The following is a 13,059-nucleotide window of genomic DNA, read 5'->3' as shown; positions in this document are numbered from 1 at the left end:
GTGATCTTCAAGCAAGTCGGCGACGGACGCCCTTATCCCAACCACGGTCTGACCAACCGCGATTGGGCCCAGATCCCTCCACGGCAGGTCCGGCTCGACTCGTTGATCACCACGAAGGCCATGCTGGACCTGCACTCGCTACTCGCGGCCGACTCCACGTTCTATGGGGATCTCTTCCCGCACGTGGTGCAGTGGCAGGGCGAGCTCTACCTGGAGGACGGCCTGCATCGAGCGTTGCGGGCGGCACTGCACCAACGATCAATCCTGCACGCCAGGGTCCTTGAGCTGCCCACCTGAGAAAGGATTTCAAAGGGGGAGCCGCCGGGAATCGCGCGGCTCCCTCTTTGTTTTTGGCCGACATCATTTTCCCGCCGGTGAACCGCCGGTGAATACGGTTACGGTTGTCGCGTGGGCGGGCGCGGGCGCGGACATGGGAACGCAGCCGGACACCGCGAGCGGGGGCGGGCACGCGAACACCCCCGGACACGCGAACACCCCCGGACACGCGAACACCCCCGGACACGCGAACGCCCCCGGACACGCGAACGCCCTCGGGCACGGGGACATGCGAACGCCGGCGAACAGGCGAACACGGCGAACCCGCGCGGACATGCGAAAGGGCCCCCGAGATCTCGGAGGCCCTTCGGCACCGGCGGTGGTGGTGGGATTTGAACCCACGGATGAGTTGCCCCATCACACGCTTTCGAGGCGTGCGCCCTCGGCCACTAGGCGACACCACCGCGCATGAGCTTACCGGATCCTGCGAGTGGCGAAGAACCGCTTTATCGCCGTACCGCACTCATCAGCGAGAACTCCCATGACGACCTCGGGCCGATGGTTGAGCCTGCGGTCGCGTACGACGTCCCAGAGCGATCCCACGGCGCCGCCCTTGTCGTCCGTGGCGCCGTACACGATGCGATCCACCCGCGCCAGCACGGCGGCGCCCGCGCACATCGTGCACGGCTCCAGCGTCACCACCAGCGTGCAACCGCCCAGCCGCCACTCGCCGCGCCGCGCGGCCGCCCTGCGCAGCGCCAGCACCTCGGCGTGCGCGGTGGGATCGGCGGTGGACTCGCGGTCGTTGCCCGCCGCGGCCAGCACCTCGCCGTGCTCGTCGAGCACCACGGCGCCGACCGGGACCTCGCCCCTGGCGGCGGCCGCATCCGCCTCCGCCAGGGCCAGACGCATCGCGTCCTCGTACGTCACCGCAACCGATCGAGCTCGTCGGCGAAGGACAGCCGCTCGGCGATCACCGACAGGATGTCGGCCGGCAGCATGCCCTCCTCCATGCTCAGCTCAAGCAGCTCGTCCGCGCTCACGCCGAGGTCGCTGAGCAGCTCGAAATCGCCGGCAGGGCGCACGCCGAGCCCGTTGCCCTCCTTGTCGGGCGCCACCCCCGCGAACTCGGCGAACAGCTCGCCGAGGCTGTCGGAGACGATCGCGTGCACGTCGGAGAGGAACACCCGGGGCTCCTCGATGCCCTGATAGCGGGCGATGGCGAACCACTCGTCCTCGACCTCGACGCACAGCAGGGCGAGCTCGTCGCCGGTGAGACCCAGCGCCTCCGTGACGGCGTCACCGAGGTCGTCGACGATCTCGACGTCCCCGAGATCGACCTCGGCACCGCTCCAGCCGTCGGAGGTCCTGACGAAGGCCGCAGAAAAGGTGTTGGACGCCATGTCCGAGCTCCAGGGGGTCAGCCGAAGACTGATTCGATGGCACGCTCGAACGGCTCAGAGAACCCGAGCCGCGCGGCGATGCTGGACAGCACATCTTCGGGAAGCAGGTCAATGTCGCCGGAGAGGATGCCCAGCTCCATCTCGTCCAACCCGAGATCAGCGAAGATCGACAGATCTCCCGCGGGGAGCACGGTCTCCTCGTCCTGCAGGATCTCGTCCAGCTCCTCCTCATCCGGCACAGGGATGTCGAGATAGTCGAGAACCTGACGGGCCAGGGGAAAGTCCCACGAGGCGGCGATGTCGGACAGGAACACATCCACCCGATCGCCCAGCACTCGCAGCGCCACGAAGAACTCGTCGCCCACGGCGACCAGGCCGATCGTTCCGCTCTCGCTCGGCTGCTGCTTCAGGGCGTGGATGAGCCCCTTCAGATCGGACGTGAGCGCGACCGGCAGGAGCTCGGCCTGCCAGCAGTCGTCCTCGCGGTAAACCACGATGGCGAAGTCGAGAGCGTCTTCGTCTGTCATCGCCATCCCCACCCGACCTCTGACACGACAGATATCACCAGGACCCAATCGTTCCAGACCCGGCCACTGGGCGTGTGGCTCTCCGACCAAATTGTGATCAAAACCAAAGATGTGATCCCCGCCCGTCCCCAATGTCCCGTTCGCGCCTGGGCCTTCAGGAGGGGAGTCCCGGTCTTCGGGAGGGGAACGGCTCCCGCATCCCCTGCCGCCCCACTCGCCCCTCTTCCGGGTGCGTCGGTCCTGCCCCTGGAGAAGAGGGCGACGCCCATCCGATCCACCGCTCTGCCTCTGAAGAAGGGGCGCCCGTCCGACCGGCACCCGCCCAGGACCGCCCAGGCCCCTGGAAGGGGGGCGACGCCCATCCGATCCACCGCTCTGCCCCTGGAGACGGGGTCACGCCCGTCCGGCCCGGCGGCCGTTCATGACACCCCGGCCACGACCGCCCTGCCCCCCTGCCGCCGGACTCTGACCGCATCCGGGCGCAACCGGCCCCTCTGCAACGGAAGAGGGACGGAGGGCGACGCCCGCGCAGCTCGCATACCGCCCGTGACGTGATCTTCCAGGGCCGGGCGAGGGGTCGATAGCAGGGTTGTCCAGGAGATACCGTTGTGTGCCATGGAGACCCTCGTCGTCGATCATCCGCTCGTGGCCCACAAGCTCACCACGCTGCGTGATGTCCGCACCGACTCGCCCACTTTCCGCAGGCTCGCGGACGAGCTGGTGACGCTGCTCGCTTACGAGGCCACCCGCGACGTCCGGGTCAGCGAGGTCACCGTGCAGACCCCGGTGGCCCAGGCCAAAGGGGTGCGGATGGCGAAGCCGTACCCGCTGGTGGTGCCCATCCTGCGAGCCGGGCTCGGCATGCTCGACGGCATGACGAGGCTGCTGCCCACGGCCGAGGTCGGATTCCTCGGCATGATCCGCAACGAGTCGACGCTGCAGGCCGAGACGTACGCGACGCGGCTGCCCGACGACCTGTCGGGGCGGCAGTGCTACGTCGTCGATCCGATGCTGGCCACCGGCGGCACGCTGGCGGCGGCGGTGCAGTTCCTGTTCGACAGGGGGGCGGTCGACGTCACCGCGATCTGCCTGCTGGCGGCGCCCGAGGGGCTGGCTCACATGGACAAGGTGTTCGCCAACTCCGGCAAGCCGATCCGCGTGGTCACGGCGGCGCTGGACGAGCGGCTCAACGAGAACGGCTACATCGTGCCGGGGCTCGGCGACGCCGGCGACCGCCTCTACGGCGTCGTCTGACCATCTGAGTCGTCTGACCATCTGAGTCGTCTGACCATCTGAGTCGTCTGACCATCTGAACCGACCGCCTGTATGGCGTCGTCTGATCATCTGAACGCTGAGTCCGGGCTTGGGCCCCACCCCACAGTGCTCAAGTCCGGCCCCACTTCCTGAGCGCTCGAAGCCGGGGCCTCACACCCTGACGGGCTCCCGGCTCCCGGCTCCCGGCTCCCGGCTCCCGGCTCCCGGCTCCCGGCTCCCGGCTCCCGGCTCCCGGCTCCCGGCTCCCGGCTCCGACGGATTGTCCTCCAACCCCGTACGGCCCTGTCCGGCTCGCGCGCAGGTCCGCGCCGCGCCCGCCGCAGAGGCGCTCGAGGTGCCGGGGCGGGAAAGTTCTCCTCGGAAAAGTCCATGACCCGTCACGACACGTCATCACTTCGTTACATACTGTGGTTGTGTGGGTACGAAGAGAACCGGAAGGCAACTTCCGCATGCGCGTGGGGGCACGATGAGCGATCACACCGAGGCGGACCCGACTCCGTACGCCGACGTGGAGTCGATGTTGTGCGACGAGTTCGCCGGCATCCACTCCGCGACCACGGTAACGCGCTGCGTGGAGGCGGCGCACTACGGCGCGCTGGAGGTCACGGGCTACGCACATCCCAGCCTCGTGGAGCGCATCGCACGCAAACACCTACACGTGCTGGCCCTGGTGGCCAGCGAGCGCGGCTAAGCAAGATCGGAACCAACCCGTCAAGTCACCTTTACCCGGGCACCCGGGTGGGTAATGTAGAGGGCGGGTGGAGTGGGTAAGTGGCACGGAGGCGACGGTGCAGGTCAAAAAGGTCCTCACATACGGTGGTATCGCATTTGTTGCGTACTACCTGTTCGCGCGACCAGCTGACGCCGCGGATGCGGTGAAGGGAGCGTTCGACACGGTGTTCAACGCGGCCGACTCGCTGGCCCAATTCGTGAACAGCCTCTCATGAGACTTGTGACCCACGGGGACTCTGCTCCATCGTCGGTCAACCGCTACCTCCTCCCCCAGGAACAATCGGTCATCATGGTGCGGCGGCATCCCGCCATTCTGCTGCGCCCGGTCGCCGAGGTGCTCGGCGGCCTCATCGTCGCCGGGCTCCTCAGCCGGTTCTTCGGCGGCGGCGAGGCAGGCGGCACAGCGCTGGTCGTCGTGTGGTGGTTGTGGCTGCTCCTGCTGATCCGCTTCGTTTGGAAAGTCGCGGAGTGGTCGGTCGACTACTTTGTGGTTACGTCCAAACGAATGCTGCTCACCACCGGGCTGATCACGCGCAAGGTCGCGATGATGCCTTTGGGCAAGGTCACCGACATGAGCTTCCAAAGATCCCTGCTGGGACGCATGCTCGGTTACGGTGAGTTCATCCTTGAATCGGCCGGTCAGGATCAGGCTCTGTCAACGGTCGAATACATTCCGTATCCGGAGACTCTCTACCTAGAGGTCTGTCAGATGCTTTTCCCCGGGAAGGACGACGGGGACGATTAATCTCGACGTGGCAAAATTTCACGCGGGGATACCAGATTCGGCTACTTCATGCAATCATTGCGTGTTGTTGACCCTTCCCCGCCTTGAGAGATGAGATGCCGAGTCAGGGAACCATCGGTGACCGCGTCCGCGGATTGCGGCTGAACAGGCGGATGTCTCAGGCCCAGCTGGCCGGACCCGACCTGTCGGACAGTTATGTCTCGCTCATTGAGTCGGGTAAGCGTACGCCGACTCCTGTGGTTGCCCGGCTCCTGGCCGAGCGGCTGGGCTGCACGACGGAGTTCCTCCTGCACGGGATCGAGCCCCGCCAGCGCATCGACACCGAGCTCGGGCTGCGGCACGCCGAGCTCGAGCTGCAGCACGGCGACCCGGCCACCGCGGCGGACCGCTTCACGGACATCGTGAAGGCCGCGGACGAGGAGAACGCCATGCTGACCGCGCAGGCGCGGTTCGGCCGGGCGCGCGCTCTCGAGGCGCAGGGCCGTCTGGGTCAGGCCGTCGAGGCGTTCGAACGGCTGCGCAGGGAGGCGGCGGCGCACCCCGAGCGGCTGGCGGACCTGCCGATCACCGTCGCGCTGAGCCGCTGCTACCAGCAGGCGGGCGACCGGCTGCGGGCCCGCGACCTGGCGTCCGTGGCGCTGGCGCAGGCCGAGCGGCTGCAGATCACCCACGGCGAGATGGCCGTCGAGCTGGCCGCCGCGCTGATCGAGGCGCGTGGCGAGAGCGAGACCGACTCCCCCGCGCTCGCCTACGTCAAGCGGGTGCTCGACACCGCGGGTGTCCCGGAGGTTGTGGACCGTTCCGCCGAGATCAAGGCGTTGTGGCACGCCAGCGCGGCCGCGGCGGCGGGTGAGGACTCGGCGCTCGCCGTCAGCCTCGCCGACGACGCCATCATGGCGGGCAGGGAGAAAAGGATCGCGCTGCTGCTCGCCCGTACGGCGATGCACTGGGCGAGGATGGGCACAGGTCCGATCGAGAAGGCCGACCGGCTGGCCGGCGAGGCCGTCAGGGCGTTCTCGGTGTTCCCGTCCACCGCGCGCGAGTACGGCGAGAGCCTGATCGTCCATGCGCGGGTGAAGCTGCGCGCCGGCGACTTCATAGGCGCCGGCGAGCTGGCCGTCAAGGCGGCCGGGCTGGAGCACGACGGCTCGGGCACGACCGCCGCCGAGGCGCACCTGGTGCTGGCCACCGTGGCGTACGAGCAGGACGGCGACGCGGCCGCGCATCTGCGCGCCGCGCACGAGCTGCTCGACACGCTCGACCGGCCGGTGTTCGGCTCGGATCGCCAGGCCGCGCGGTGCTGGCGTGAGCTGGGCGACCTTTATGGCAGGGGCGAGTCCAAGGCACTGCAGACGGCCGCATATCGTAAAGCCCTTGAAGCTGCCGGAGTTCGCTCCGCCATGGCAGGGGTGACAATTGACGCCACAGTTTCTCGCTGAGTCTCCGGGAGCTTCCAGATTTGGCCTAGTGAGTCTGGAATAATGAGGGTCTACCAGTCATTGACTCATAGGATGATTGGTTTCCCCGGAGGAGGCGGACTGTGAGTCTGCGTACGGCGCAGCGGGCTTCGCTCGTCGATCAGGTGATCGAGCAGCTGAAAGAGCAGATCACCTCAGGGTCGTGGCCGATGAACGGCAAGATCCCGACCGAGACCGCGCTCGCCGAGCAACTCGGGGTGGGTCGCAACACCGTCCGGGAGGCCGTACGCGCCCTCACACACGCCGGGCTGCTCGAGTGCCGTCAGGGGGACGGCACTTACGTCCGCGCGACGAGCGAGCTGTCCGGTGCGATGCTACGGCGGCTGCGCCAGGCCGAGCAGCTGGAGATCCTTGAGGTACGCCGCGCGCTCGAGGTCGAGTCGGCCCGCCTGGCCGCCACCCGGCGCACGGAGGAGGACATCCGGCGCATCGAGGAGGCGCTGGCCGAGCGGGAGCGGGCCTGGCAGCTCGACGACCCCGACTTCTTCGTCGAGGCCGACCTGGCCTTCCACATGGCGGTCGCGCACGCCACGCACAACCTCGTCCTCATCGACCTGTACGAGGACTTCTCGGCGGCGCTACGGGCCAGCATCACGGCCGCGGGCACGTCGCTGAACAAGAGCCACATCCCGCACGACGCCATCGCCAGGGCCATCGCGGCCGGCGACGCGACGGCTGCCGAGCGGGCCGGGCACGCCTGCATGGAGCACATCCTCATCGCGCTCACCGAGTCCGAGTCCTGAGCCGTTCGCGCGGGCGAAGCGGCCGGGCGATGGCGGACATGGACAGGCGTCGGCGTGCGCACGAGGATCCCGACCTCGGGATGCTGGCAGGGCGCACGCTGTTCGCGCTGCAGCGCGGGCTGTTCGCCGAACTGGCCGCTCAAGGGCATGACGAGCTGCGGCCCCGCCACGGCGCCGTGCTCGCCTACCTCGACGACGCCGGCACCCGGGCGACGGAGCTCGCCGCCCGTTCCGGCCGGCACAAGCAGGTCATCGGCACGCTCGTGGACGAGCTGGTCGAGCTCGGTTACGTGGAACGGCGGCGCGACCCCGCCGACCGGCGCGCCAAGCTCATCGTGCCCACCGGCAAAGGGCGCGACCTCATCTCCCGCTCCGACGCCATCCTCGCCGCCATGGAGGCGGCCCACGCGCGGGCCGTGGGCGAGGAGGCGTACGCGGAGTTCAAGCGCGTCTTCCGGCTGATCGCCGCACGCCAGACGGCGCTCACCACGGACACCGGAGCGCAGGCCACGCTCACGGCGGGTGCGGACTCGACGACTCTCACGGCTGACGCGGGAGCGTAGACCGCCCTCAAACCTCCGCAGCACCCCAGACGGCGCTCACTGCCGACACGCGAGCGCGCGCTCACGGCTGACGCAGGGACATGACCAGGTAGCGGAACGCCGGCTGGGCATCGCCCGGCACGTCCTGGATCAGCGCGGGCCTGGTGGGCGACTCGAGGTTGATGCGGGCCAGGTCGGTCTCAATGCCGGTGAGCCCGTCGAGCAGGAACTGCGACTGGAACGCGATCTGGATGTCGTCGCCGCGCAGCTCGCACGGCACCACCTCGGCGCCGCGGCCGATGTCGCCGCCGCCCGCCTGGACCAGCACCTGCCCCTGGCTGAACGACAGCCGCACCGCGGTATTGCGCTCGGCCACCAGCGCCACCCGCTTGACCGCGTTCACGAACGGCGCCACCGGGACGTCGGCCCTGATCGACCACTCGGTGGTCAGCCGGGAGCGGTAGTCGATGAACTGCTCGTCGAGCAGCCGCACGGTGGTGCTGCGCCCGACGCTCTCGAACCCGGCCACCCCGTCGCCCATCGCCACGGAGACCTCGCCGCCGCGCAGCGACTTGGCCACCTCGACCAGCATTCGGGCGGGCACCATCGCCGACACCGCCACGCCGGGAGCGGCGGGACGCCAGGTGAAGTCGCGGGCGGCGATGCGGTAGCGGTCGGTCGCCGCCATGGTCACCGACTCGCCTGCGATGTCGACCCTGATGCCGGTGAGCATCGGCAGCGTGTCGTCGCGGCTCGCCGCCGGAGCCACCTGGCTCACCGCGGAGGCGAACACGCCGCCGCCGATCGCGCCGATGGCCGGCGGCATGGCGGGCAGCGACGGGAAGTCTTCGACCGGCATCGTGATGAGGCCGAACTCCGCGCTGCCGCAGGTCAGCACCGCCTCCGCGCCCTCGGTGACCAGCTCGACGTCGTCGTCGGGCAGGCTGCGGGTGATCTCGGCCAGCAGCCGGCCCGGGATGAGCACGCGGCCCTCCTCGGACACCTGCGCGTCGACCTCGGCGCGCGCCGAGACGTCGTAGTCGAACGCGGACAGCGTGAGGAGGTCGTCCGTCGCCTCCAGCAGCAGCCCGGACAGGACGGGCACCACGGGGCGGCTCGGAAGAATGCGGGCCGCCCATGCCACGGCATCTGCCAGAACATCGCGGTTAACCCGGATTTTCACCTCGTACCACCTCTTCTTCGCCGCCGCCTGCCCTATGAAAATAGCCGGTGCCACCGACAACTCGGCCCCGCTGCGAGGCGGCCATGAAAACCCTCGGGTGTGGCGAGGACGTGCAGGTCCGCACGGGCTGAGGCTCAGGGGAAGCAGGGGCGCCACCCCCCTCGCAACCGACCGCTCCGCACGGGCCCGAAGCGCACCGCGAGGTGGACGCACGGCGAGGACATGCGGGGCCGTGCGGGCTCGGGGCGGAGAGGGGCGGGAGGGGTGTCCGGGCTGTGTCGCGGGCGATCCGGAGCCGGCGGTGGTGGGGAGGGGCAGGCTCGGGGTCAGCGGCTGTTGAGGTAGGCCAGGACGGCGAGGACGCGGCGGTTGTCGTCGTCCGACGGGGCGAGCCCCAGCTTGGCGAAGATGGAGGCCGTGTGCTTGGCCACGGCGCTCTCGCTCAAGTAGAGCCGCTGGGAGATGGCCGCGTTGGAGCGTCCTTCGGCCATGGCCTCCAGCACTTCGCGCTCGCGCGGCGTGAGGTGGTCGAGCGGCTGCCGCTTGGAGTTCTTGGCGAGCAGTTTGGCGATCACCTCAGGGTCCATGGCGGTGCCGCCGGCGGCGACCCGGCGTACGGCGTCGATGAACTGCTCGGCGTTGAAGACGCGGTCCTTCAGCAGGTAGCCGATCCCGCCGGAACCGTCGGCGAGGAGCTCGCGGGCGTAGAGCTGCTCGACGTGCTGGGAGAGCACGAGGATGGGCAGGCCGGGCACCTGGCGGCGGGCGGCGAGCGCGGCCTGCAGGCCCTCGTCGGTGTGGGTGGGCGGCAGGCGTACGTCGACGATGGAGACGTCGGGGCGCAGTTCGAGCAGGCCTTTGAGCAGCTCGGGCCCGCTCTCGACGGCGGCGACGACGGTGAAGCCGTGGGCCTGGAGCAGGTGGACGAGGCCGTCCCTGAGCAGGTAGAGGTCTTCTGCGACGAGAACGCGGTTCATGGAATCCAGGGATTGAGCGGCTTGGAGTAGAGCAGGAGACGCTGGTTGTCGTGAGCGGCGGGGATGCGGATGGCCATGACGTGCATGAACACGCCTAGCACGATCATGCCCATGATCGTCGGCCATTGCCACTGCGGCGGCAGGTACAGGGCGAGGAACCACGCCTTCTCGTCGATGTCGAAGATCTTGAAGATGGCGGCGACCACGCCCTGCGGGAAGGTGGGGCACCAGGCCGTGGCCCACAGGAGCGCGACGACGATCATCTTCCACTTGGGCATCTTGCGGGCCGCGCTCTCGGGCTCGGGCAGCACGTGGGGCAGGTCCATGGTGACCGTGGTGGGGCCGCCGGGCGGGCTGTGCAGGGCGAGCACGCCGTCGAACGCCGCCAGCCGCCGCTCGATGCCGGCCAGGCCGCTGCCCTTGGACGGGTCCGCGCCGCCCATGCCGTCGTCCATGACCGTGACGCGCAGGTGGGGGCCGTGGGCACTGATGTCCACGGTGACCTCCTGGGCGCCGCCGTGCCGGGCGGCGTTGGACAGCAGCTCGCTGATCGCGAAGTACACCGCCGCCTCCACCGGCGCCTCGGCCCGCTTCGGCAGGTCCACGTCCACGGTGACGTGCAGCGGGCTGTCCATGGCGAGCGCGCGTACGGCGTCGGCCAGGCCGCGTTCGGCGAGCACCGGCGGGTGGATGCCGCGGATGACCCGGCGCAGCTCGGTGAGCGTCTCGGAGGAGGCCTCCCTGGCCTTGGCGAGCAGCGCCTTGGCCGCGGCCGGGTCGGTGTCCATGAGCTGCTCGACCGCGCCCAGCGTCATGCCGATGGCGACGAGCCTGGCCTGCGTACCGTCGTGCAGGTCGCGTTCGATCCTGCGCATCTCGGCGGCCTGCGAGTCGGTGGCGAGGTTGCGGGTGCGCCTGAGGTAGCCGACCTGGGCCGCGAGGCGGCTCGCGGCGGTGGGGCCGAGCAGCAGCCGGCACCAGCGGGCGTACAGCCGCAGGCCGCGCCCAGGAACCAGCAGCAGCGCCGGCAGCAGCAGCACCTTCACCAGCGGGTCGAGCAGCAGCCAGCACTGGTCGCGCCACGTGCCGGGGTCGCTGAGCAGCCACCGCCACCGGTTGTTCCACGCGGGCACGCGAGGGGTCTTGTAGAGCGTACGGTCGGAGCGGTACATGCCGTCGGCCTGCGGCACCGGAGGCGGGGGCGGCGGCAGGTAGGGCGAGTCGATGGCGACGCCCGCCTGACCGGCGACCAGCCGCCGGTGCAGCTCGGCCATCCGCCTGACCATCATCACCTGGGGCGGGAACAGGAACACCATGCCGAGCGCGAACGACAGCAGCAGCAGCACGCCGCTCGCCACGATCATGGGCACCTGCACGGCACCGAGCACCAGCAGCGTGGCGACGTGGCCGTACCTCTTGAGCATGACTTCAGTCTGCGACAACGGGCGGGGTCACCACACTGCACCTAGGTACACCCTTGCCGGGCATCTAGCGAGATTCCGCGGGTAAGACCGCGTTCCTAGCGTCGATGGCATGAAAGTCATCGAGGTCGAGAACCTGCGCAAGCAGTACCCCAACCACCTCGCGGTGGCCGACGTGTCGTTCGAGGTGGCCGAGGGCGAGATCTTCGGCATCCTCGGCCCGAACGGCGCCGGCAAGACCACGACCGTCGAATGCGTCGCCGGGCTGCGCGAGCGCGACGGCGGCACCGTACGCGTGGCCGGGCTCGACCCGGCGGCCGATCGCGACGAGCTGCGCCGCGTGCTGGGCATGCAGCTCCAGAGCGCCGCGCTGCCGGAGAAGATCAAGGTGTGGGAGGCGCTCGACCTGTACGCCTCCTTCTACCCCGACCCGGCCGACTGGCGCGAGCTGCTCGAGCGGGTCGGCCTCGGTCCCAAGCGCGGCACCGCGTTCAAGAAGCTGTCCGGGGGGCAGCGGCAGCGGCTGTCGGTGGCGCTCGCCCTGGTGGGCCGGCCGCGCATCGCCGTGCTGGACGAGCTGACGACCGGGCTCGACCCGCAGGCCCGCAGGGACACCTGGGAGCTGATCGAGCAGGTACGCGCGTCCGGCGTGACGATCGTGCTGGTCACCCACTTCATGGAGGAGGCGGAACGGCTCTGCGACCGCATCGCGCTCATCGACGCGGGCCGGGTCGTCGCCACCGACACGCCCGCCGGGCTGATCGCGCAGGTGGGCGGCGAGCAGCGGCTGCGCTTCCGGCCGTCCGCGCCGGTCGACGACGCCCTGCTGCTGGCGCTGCCCGAGGTGCGCGAGGTGTCGAGGAGCGGCGAGCAGGTCGTCGTCACCGGTTCGGGCAATCTCGCGCCCGCCGTCACCCTCGCCCTGGCGCACCACCAGATCGTCCCGGGAGACCTGCGGATCGAGCAGGCCACGCTGGACGACGCGTTCCTCACGCTGACCGGAAGGAAGCTGTCATGAAGCTGCTCGTCACGGAGACCAAGCTGCACCTGCGGGAGTGGCCGCTGCTGCTGTTCACGGTGCTGCTGCCGCTCGCGCTGCTGGTCGTACTGGGGCTGAGCATCCCCGACTTCACCCGGGCGGACGCGGGCGGCGAGCGGTTCGTGGACGCCCAGTGGCCGAGCATGATGACGCTGCTGTCGCTGCTCACGCTGTCGTGCAGCGCACTGCCCGCGGCCCTGGTGGCCTATCGGGAGCAGGGCGTGCTCCGGCGGATGTCCACCACGCCGGTCGGGCCGGGACGGCTGCTCGGCGTCCAGCTGCTCATCAACCTCGGGATCGGGATCTTCACCACGACGCTGCTGATCGTCGCGGGGGCGCTGGTGTTCGGCTCGTCGGCGCCGCGCCGGATGGGGTGGTTCGTGCTGGTGTTCCTGCTCGGCACCGCCGCGCTGCTCGCCATGGGGCTGGTGATCGCCTCGCTCGCGCCGAACGCCAAGGTCGCGCCCGGCATCGGGTCGGCCGTGATGTTCCCGCTGATGTTCGTCGCCGGGATGTGGGTGCCGCGCGACGTCATGCCGGACGTGCTGCGCACGATCAGCGACTACTCGGTGGCCGGGCCGTTCGCCCAGGCGCTCAGGGACTCGTGGGCGGGTCAGGCGCCGCAGCCGCTCCACCTGGTGGTGGTGGCCGCGGGGCTGGTCGTCTTCGGAGGTCTCGCCGTACGGCTGTTCCGATGGGAGTGAGCCGCGCACCCGCC

Annotated in this window: 16 protein-coding genes and 1 tRNA gene; 10 read left to right on the top strand and 7 right to left on the bottom strand. The window is 69.7% G+C overall.

Annotated features, from left to right (window positions below):
* Entirely contained in the window at positions 1 to 297 is a 297-nt protein-coding gene (locus ACGFIM_RS18490; protein ID WP_393201719.1) for a type II toxin-antitoxin system VapB family antitoxin, read from the top strand.
* A 356-nt stretch (positions 298 to 653) separates the two neighbouring features.
* Here ACGFIM_RS18490 and ACGFIM_RS18485 read toward each other — a convergent pair.
* The 4 genes from ACGFIM_RS18485 to ACGFIM_RS18470 all read right to left on the bottom strand — a co-directional run bounded on the left by ACGFIM_RS18485 (position 654) and on the right by ACGFIM_RS18470 (position 2,212).
* Positions 654 to 740: transfer RNA gene (locus ACGFIM_RS18485), tRNA-Ser, on the bottom strand.
* Between the two features lie 10 nt (positions 741 to 750).
* Positions 751 to 1,206 carry a tRNA adenosine(34) deaminase TadA gene (gene tadA, locus ACGFIM_RS18480; protein WP_393201717.1) on the bottom strand — a complete coding sequence of 152 codons (456 nt, stop codon included), beginning with the start codon at positions 1,204 to 1,206 and terminating at the stop codon, positions 751 to 753.
* Positions 1,203 to 1,679 carry a tRNA adenosine deaminase-associated protein gene (locus ACGFIM_RS18475; RefSeq protein WP_393201715.1) on the bottom strand — a complete coding sequence of 159 codons (477 nt, stop codon included), beginning with the start codon at positions 1,677 to 1,679 and terminating at the stop codon, positions 1,203 to 1,205. Before ACGFIM_RS18475 ends, tadA begins: the two co-directional genes overlap by 4 nt.
* A gap of 17 nt (positions 1,680 to 1,696) precedes the next feature.
* Complete coding sequence (locus ACGFIM_RS18470) at positions 1,697 to 2,212, bottom strand: tRNA adenosine deaminase-associated protein (RefSeq protein WP_393201713.1); 516 nt, start codon at positions 2,210 to 2,212, stop codon at positions 1,697 to 1,699.
* 609 nt (positions 2,213 to 2,821) lie between these two features.
* Between ACGFIM_RS18470 and upp the strand changes: the two genes are divergently transcribed.
* The 7 genes from upp to ACGFIM_RS18435 all read left to right on the top strand — a co-directional run bounded on the left by upp (position 2,822) and on the right by ACGFIM_RS18435 (position 7,742).
* On the top strand, positions 2,822 to 3,460 hold the full coding sequence (gene upp, locus ACGFIM_RS18465) for a uracil phosphoribosyltransferase (protein ID WP_393201711.1): 639 nt from the start codon (positions 2,822 to 2,824) through the stop codon (positions 3,458 to 3,460).
* Positions 3,461 to 3,947: 487 nt separating this feature from the next.
* Complete coding sequence (locus ACGFIM_RS18460; protein WP_364064496.1) at positions 3,948 to 4,172, top strand: hypothetical protein; 225 nt, start codon at positions 3,948 to 3,950, stop codon at positions 4,170 to 4,172.
* 97 nt (positions 4,173 to 4,269) lie between these two features.
* Positions 4,270 to 4,428 carry a hypothetical protein gene (locus ACGFIM_RS18455; RefSeq protein ID WP_355417480.1) on the top strand — a complete coding sequence of 53 codons (159 nt, stop codon included), beginning with the start codon at positions 4,270 to 4,272 and terminating at the stop codon, positions 4,426 to 4,428.
* A complete protein-coding gene (locus ACGFIM_RS18450) occupies positions 4,425 to 4,958 on the top strand; it encodes a PH domain-containing protein (RefSeq protein WP_364064499.1) in 534 nt (177 codons plus the stop codon). The genes ACGFIM_RS18455 and ACGFIM_RS18450 overlap by 4 nt, the downstream gene beginning before the upstream one ends.
* Before the next feature lie 95 nt (positions 4,959 to 5,053).
* The gene (locus ACGFIM_RS18445) at positions 5,054 to 6,397 is read left to right on the top strand and encodes a helix-turn-helix domain-containing protein (protein WP_393201708.1); all 1,344 of its coding nucleotides are present in this window, start codon (positions 5,054 to 5,056) and stop codon (positions 6,395 to 6,397) included.
* Positions 6,398 to 6,498: 101 nt separating this feature from the next.
* Positions 6,499 to 7,179: a FadR/GntR family transcriptional regulator gene (locus tag ACGFIM_RS18440; RefSeq protein ID WP_393201706.1), complete on the top strand. Its 681-nt coding sequence runs from the start codon at positions 6,499 to 6,501 to the stop codon at positions 7,177 to 7,179.
* Between the two features lie 38 nt (positions 7,180 to 7,217).
* Positions 7,218 to 7,742, top strand: coding sequence for a MarR family winged helix-turn-helix transcriptional regulator (locus ACGFIM_RS18435; RefSeq protein ID WP_393201704.1), 525 nt, complete (start codon positions 7,218 to 7,220; stop codon positions 7,740 to 7,742).
* Between the two features lie 61 nt (positions 7,743 to 7,803).
* Here the strand turns inward: ACGFIM_RS18435 and dnaN are convergent, their stop codons facing one another.
* The 3 genes from dnaN to ACGFIM_RS18420 form a co-directional block, all read right to left on the bottom strand.
* Positions 7,804 to 8,904 (bottom strand): DNA polymerase III subunit beta, encoded by a 1,101-nt coding sequence (gene dnaN / locus ACGFIM_RS18430; protein ID WP_393201702.1) that lies wholly within the window; start codon positions 8,902 to 8,904, stop codon positions 7,804 to 7,806.
* A gap of 326 nt (positions 8,905 to 9,230) precedes the next feature.
* Positions 9,231 to 9,881 carry a response regulator transcription factor gene (locus tag ACGFIM_RS18425; RefSeq protein WP_364064512.1) on the bottom strand — a complete coding sequence of 217 codons (651 nt, stop codon included), beginning with the start codon at positions 9,879 to 9,881 and terminating at the stop codon, positions 9,231 to 9,233.
* On the bottom strand, positions 9,878 to 11,305 hold the full coding sequence (locus tag ACGFIM_RS18420) for a sensor histidine kinase (protein WP_393201699.1): 1,428 nt from the start codon (positions 11,303 to 11,305) through the stop codon (positions 9,878 to 9,880). Before ACGFIM_RS18420 ends, ACGFIM_RS18425 begins: the two co-directional genes overlap by 4 nt.
* A gap of 109 nt (positions 11,306 to 11,414) precedes the next feature.
* On the opposite strand from ACGFIM_RS18420, the gene ACGFIM_RS18415 reads away from it, so the two are divergent.
* Positions 11,415 to 12,320 (top strand): ABC transporter ATP-binding protein, encoded by a 906-nt coding sequence (locus ACGFIM_RS18415; protein ID WP_393201697.1) that lies wholly within the window; start codon positions 11,415 to 11,417, stop codon positions 12,318 to 12,320.
* Positions 12,317 to 13,045 carry an ABC transporter permease gene (locus ACGFIM_RS18410; protein WP_393201695.1) on the top strand — a complete coding sequence of 243 codons (729 nt, stop codon included), beginning with the start codon at positions 12,317 to 12,319 and terminating at the stop codon, positions 13,043 to 13,045. The genes ACGFIM_RS18415 and ACGFIM_RS18410 overlap by 4 nt, the downstream gene beginning before the upstream one ends.
* Positions 13,046 to 13,059: the final 14 nt, after the last annotated feature.

This window comes from Nonomuraea sp. NPDC049309, assembly GCF_043196965.1.
Classification (GTDB): domain Bacteria; phylum Actinomycetota; class Actinomycetes; order Streptosporangiales; family Streptosporangiaceae; genus Nonomuraea; species Nonomuraea fastidiosa.
Note: the sequence above shows the minus strand (reverse complement) of the source record. Positions and strands in the feature narration are given on the sequence as shown.

Excerpts from the sequence above, each read along its gene's own strand:
- ACGFIM_RS18475 (WP_393201715.1), bottom strand. The coding sequence starts at position 1,679 with ATGGCGTCCAACACCTTTTCTGCGGCCTTCGTCAGGACCTCCGACGGC.
- ACGFIM_RS18470 (WP_393201713.1), bottom strand. The coding sequence starts at position 2,212 with ATGGCGATGACAGACGAAGACGCTCTCGACTTCGCCATCGTGGTTTAC.
- upp (WP_393201711.1), top strand. The coding sequence starts at position 2,822 with ATGGAGACCCTCGTCGTCGATCATCCGCTCGTGGCCCACAAGCTCACC.
- ACGFIM_RS18460 (WP_364064496.1), top strand. The coding sequence starts at position 3,948 with ATGAGCGATCACACCGAGGCGGACCCGACTCCGTACGCCGACGTGGAG.
- ACGFIM_RS18450 (WP_364064499.1), top strand. The coding sequence starts at position 4,425 with ATGAGACTTGTGACCCACGGGGACTCTGCTCCATCGTCGGTCAACCGC.
- ACGFIM_RS18445 (WP_393201708.1), top strand. The coding sequence starts at position 5,054 with ATGCCGAGTCAGGGAACCATCGGTGACCGCGTCCGCGGATTGCGGCTG.
- ACGFIM_RS18435 (WP_393201704.1), top strand. The coding sequence starts at position 7,218 with ATGGACAGGCGTCGGCGTGCGCACGAGGATCCCGACCTCGGGATGCTG.
- ACGFIM_RS18425 (WP_364064512.1), bottom strand. The coding sequence starts at position 9,881 with ATGAACCGCGTTCTCGTCGCAGAAGACCTCTACCTGCTCAGGGACGGC.
- ACGFIM_RS18420 (WP_393201699.1), bottom strand. The coding sequence starts at position 11,305 with ATGCTCAAGAGGTACGGCCACGTCGCCACGCTGCTGGTGCTCGGTGCC.
- ACGFIM_RS18415 (WP_393201697.1), top strand. The coding sequence starts at position 11,415 with ATGAAAGTCATCGAGGTCGAGAACCTGCGCAAGCAGTACCCCAACCAC.
- ACGFIM_RS18410 (WP_393201695.1), top strand. The coding sequence starts at position 12,317 with ATGAAGCTGCTCGTCACGGAGACCAAGCTGCACCTGCGGGAGTGGCCG.